General features: G+C 55.7%; 2 rRNA genes. Both read right to left on the bottom strand.

The features are described from left to right. A 23S ribosomal RNA gene (locus tag HXO69_RS08920) occupies positions 1-570 on the bottom strand; the annotation flags it as partial. 343 nt (positions 571-913) lie between these two features. Continuing rightward, positions 914-1,873: ribosomal RNA gene (locus tag HXO69_RS08915) — 16S ribosomal RNA — on the bottom strand; the annotation flags it as partial.

Raw genomic sequence — 1,873 nt, 5'->3', positions numbered from 1 at the left:
TCCCCTCCCGGGGTACTTTTCACCATTCCCTCACGGTACTATGCACTATCGGTCACTCAGTAGTATTTAGGCTTACCAGGTGGTCCTGGCAGATTCACACGAGATTTCACGAGTCCCGCACTACTCGGGAACACAACCCACACAACATGTCACCGGCTGGCCTACGCGACTATCACGCACTACGGTCCCCCATCCCAAGAGGTTCAACCACCAACAACACGCCATGCCCACCCCCGGCAGAAGGTAGACGATCATGCCCCACAACACCCCATGCGCAACGGCCGCCGCCTATCACACGCACAAGGTTTAGCCTCCTCCGCTTTCGCTCGCCACTACTCACGGAATATCTTTTCCTACGGGTACTGAGATGTTTCACTTCCCCGCGTTCCCCCCACAACCCTATTTCATTCAGGCAGTGGTAACTGGCCATAACACCAGCTAGGTTCCCCCATTCGGAAATCCTTAGATCAACGCTCGCTCGTCAACTCCCTAAGGCATATCGCAGACCGCCACGTCCTTCATCAGCTCTGAGTGCCAAGGCATCCACCGAATGCCCACTAAAACTAACAAAACCACAGACACAAAAAACAACAAAAACAAACCCTAAAACAATAAAAGTCCTAGAGAATAGGTTTCACATTGCAATAAAGATGCTCATCAACCACTATACAGATCACAAACAACACACCACACAACCGGAGGCACCAGACAAACCATCTGGCATCACCAGTCGTGGGCTAAGCGCCCAACAGGTGTTGAACGTGAACCCGACAGCATGCTTGCTTCGTTCCTATACCCAACCCAAACGCACCCACACCCACCACCCACAACAGGTAGCGTCAAAATGCAGGCACAAGAAACACACACCCAACCACAATAGCTAAGTGCGCATCCCCCTAAACGGGCTCCCTAGAAAGGAGGTGATCCAGCCGCACCTTCCGGTACGGCTACCTTGTTACGACTTCGTCCCAATCGCCAATCCCACCTTCGACCACTCCCCCCGCAAAAACGGTTAGGCCATGGGCTTCGGGTGTTACCAACTTTCGTGACGTGACGGGCGGTGTGTACAAGGCCCGAGAACGTATTCACCGCAGCGTTGCTGATCTGCGATTACTAGCGACTCCACCTTCATGGGGTCGAGTTGCAGACCCCAATCCGAACTGAGACCGGCTTTAAGGGATTCGCTCCACCTCACAGTATCGCAACCCTCTGTACCGGCCATTGTAGCATGCGTGAAGCCCAAGACATAAGGGGCATGATGATTTGACGTCATCCCCACCTTCCTCCGAGTTAACCCCGGCAGTCCCCCACGAGTCCCCACCATCACGTGCTGGCAACATAGGGCAAGGGTTGCGCTCGTTGCGGGACTTAACCCAACATCTCACGACACGAGCTGACGACAACCATGCACCACCTGTGAACCGGCCCCACAAGGAGGAAACCCCGTCTCCGGAGCCGACCGGCACATGTCAAGCCTTGGTAAGGTTCTTCGCGTTGCATCGAATTAATCCGCATGCTCCGCCGCTTGTGCGGGCCCCCGTCAATTCCTTTGAGTTTTAGCCTTGCGGCCGTACTCCCCAGGCGGGGCACTTAAAGCGTTAGCTACGGCGCAGAAACCACGGGTGGCCCCCACACCTAGTGCCCAACGTTTACAGCGTGGACTACCAGGGTATCTAATCCTGTTCGCTCCCCACGCTTTCGCTCCTCAGCGTCAGTAACGGCCCAGAGACCCGCCTTCGCCACCGGTGTTCTTCCTGATATCTGCGCATTCCACCGCTACACCAGGAGTTCCAGTCTCCCCTACCGCACTCAAGCCTGCCCGTACCCACCGCACGCCCCCAGTTAAGCCAGAGGATTTCACGGCAGACGCGAC

The organism is Rothia sp. (in: high G+C Gram-positive bacteria) (assembly GCF_015265375.1).
GTDB lineage: Bacteria > Actinomycetota > Actinomycetes > Actinomycetales > Micrococcaceae > Rothia.
This window is presented reverse-complemented; position numbering and strand designations above follow the sequence as displayed.